This window comes from Flammeovirga aprica JL-4 (genome assembly GCF_012844305.1).
GTDB classification, from domain to species: Bacteria; Bacteroidota; Bacteroidia; order Cytophagales; family Flammeovirgaceae; genus Flammeovirga; species Flammeovirga aprica.
Window position 1 is genome coordinate 1 of sequence record NZ_JABANE010000248.1, and the last position, 2,382, is coordinate 2,382.

Consider the following 2,382-nt stretch of genomic DNA (forward strand, 5'->3'; position numbering starts at 1 on the left):
GGCACAATGGCGTGTGAATTTTTGGCACAATATGAGTGAAATGGGTGGCACAACGGCGAACGGTGTATCCACACTTTCACCTTTCTCCTTGTTAAAGACTTCTTTTCTTAGCTTAATTCCTGCTGCATCATAGGTATACTTTACTATCATATTCCCCTTTTTAACTTCAACAGGAAGGTTCAAGTGATTGTATTTGATTGTTCCAATGCCTTTGTTTCTATCTTTGGTAAGATTACCATTCTTATCATATTTATAATCTATACCGCTTTTATGTTGTACATCAAAGAAGCTATGGTCATTGTCCCTCTTTTTGGTAAAAGGAGTACTACCCTATTTAAATAACAGAAAGAGAGTGTATTTCATTTTTTGATATTTTGCTTTTAATCATCTTATCTAAGTCTATAGCTTATTCAACAGGAAAATTCAGAGTGAAGCTAGTCTGATCAGTGGGAAACTCAGAAAAATGACAAAATCAAAATTTTATTGAAGTTCTTCTATCCAATGGTATTAAAAGTAACTTATGTTTGAATGATAAATTATGTTCTTCGATGTCAGGAAGTTTTGTTAAATAAAAAACAAAAATATCGCTTTTATTTCCTATTGCTTTAATAGTTATTTTGTTGTTTATATCAATTTCAAATTCTTCAATATAATTCAGATTTTGATTATTTTGCTCACTTGAACGTATATAAACACTCGTTTTAGAACTCCACGAAATAAAATCCTATTTCTGTTGAACCGTATTGTATATAAGAATAGCCTTACCTTTACCATTAAAAATTTTAGGTTCCTCACTAAAGTTCACTTTTAATATTTGATTAAATTCTTCCTCAGTTGGAGAGTAATTCCAATCTATATTATCATATCCTTCACCTTCATATAAAAATGCCATTTTTAAAGAAGAAAAGTAAGCATCAATATATTTATCACTTGTAATAAAAAACGAAAGTAATATCAAACTAATGGTCATAATAAAATAAATATTTTTGTTGAGAAGTTATAAGGTTTCCAAATTACAAATAGTAAGTAAAAAATGGGCGCAGGTACTCACCTTATAATGTGACACTCTTCACCCTTAGTAGGTACATCTCTTTCCCCTTTACATGTCGTGATCGCTTCCCTTATAAGGGTGAACACCTCAACCTTAGGAGGTGATAATCTCTACCGGAAAGAAATTCGTAAAATTCCTTAATAACTTTCTACATAAGAATAGATAAACGTCAATTTTAAATGTATTAGTTATCCAAAATTGAACTTTATGTTTTAACCTATTTTTCTCTTTTATTGAAAAAAAAGTTGAAAACTTATTCTACAAGATGGTTCTAAGAAGTACCTGCCACTTGATACTTAGAAAGTGGAGAAGCTTATCCTGATTTACTTTTTAGTATCTTCGTTATTATCTAATATTTCACTTACATTTCTAGAGTCATTGAATTTTAAATACATAATAAAATAATTAAATGCAATTCCAAATGAACCAATTATCGTAATTAAATAAATATATATTTTAAAAATAGATACCGTAAAACCGTAAAACATATAGACTATTAAACAACTTAATAGTATAATTACTAGATTTATAAGTAAAAAATGTCTTTCAAAATAATTTTTTTCCAAAACAATATCTTTAAAATTTTGTTTACTTTCTTTTTTACATTTTGGACATTTATATAGAAAATTTTCGCCATATATATTAAATAGCTTTTTTCTACTAATAAATTGTTCTTTGATTTTTATTGCTTCAAAGTACTTTCTACAATAAATTACTCTTCTCATATTCCGTACATAATTCTTTTAAAGATTTTGCAGCTTTTTTCATATTCCCATACTTTTTTACACCTCTAGATTTTAAAAATCTATGTCATGGACTTTTGGATACTAATTGCTGTTTCACCTTTAACTTACCAACAATTGCCCCGCTTTTATAGAATAGTCTAACCTAATCAGAATTCATCTTTGTTGGTTTTAAACTTTGAGATGCCGCATCACTTAAAAAATCATTAAGTACTGTCCCTAACACTTCAAAGTATCCTTTTTCAATAGCAAACCAAAATACTGTTTTTGATCCCCATTTCTTAAAACTTGGTTCAGTATAATTGTCAAGAGTAATTGGTTCATACATACCATCCTCTTCTACTCCTTCTAAATGTTGTCTTATTACATTACTTTTAGGTAAAAAAAATTGATAACGAGTGGAGTGTCAACATTTTTAAACTTCATTTTATTATTTAGAAAGATAGTTTGCTTACTCTACCCGATGATAATTGGATAACTTTCTAAAAAGGAAGAAAAGTTGTTATTTTAAATTTCCTACAAAATAAAACAAACAACTTTTCATGAGCCTTAACTCAGTAGCAAATCTACGAAAAACATTTGATGAAT

3 protein-coding genes are annotated in these 2,382 nt (G+C 28.2%); all 3 read right to left on the reverse strand.

What is annotated here, in order from left to right:
• Positions 1-724: 724 nt before the first annotated feature.
• Positions 725-892, reverse strand: coding sequence for a hypothetical protein (locus HHU12_RS33530; protein ID WP_169661083.1), 168 nt, complete (start codon positions 890-892; stop codon positions 725-727).
• A 482-nt stretch (positions 893-1,374) separates the two neighbouring features.
• The gene (locus HHU12_RS33535) at positions 1,375-1,776 is read right to left on the reverse strand and encodes a hypothetical protein (protein ID WP_169661084.1); all 402 of its coding nucleotides are present in this window, start codon (positions 1,774-1,776) and stop codon (positions 1,375-1,377) included.
• Positions 1,777-1,939: 163 nt separating this feature from the next.
• Positions 1,940-2,122, reverse strand: a complete 183-nt coding sequence (locus tag HHU12_RS33540) for a hypothetical protein (protein WP_169661085.1) — start codon at positions 2,120-2,122, stop codon at positions 1,940-1,942.
• Between the last annotated feature and the right edge of the window lie 260 nt (positions 2,123-2,382).

Coding starts and splice junctions, on each gene's coding strand:
- HHU12_RS33535 (WP_169661084.1), bottom strand. CDS start 1,776: ATGAGAAGAGTAATTTATTGTAGAAAGTACTTTGAAGCAATAAAAATC.
- HHU12_RS33540 (WP_169661085.1), bottom strand. CDS start 2,122: ATGTATGAACCAATTACTCTTGACAATTATACTGAACCAAGTTTTAAG.
- HHU12_RS33530 (WP_169661083.1), bottom strand. CDS start 892: ATGGCATTTTTATATGAAGGTGAAGGATATGATAATATAGATTGGAAT.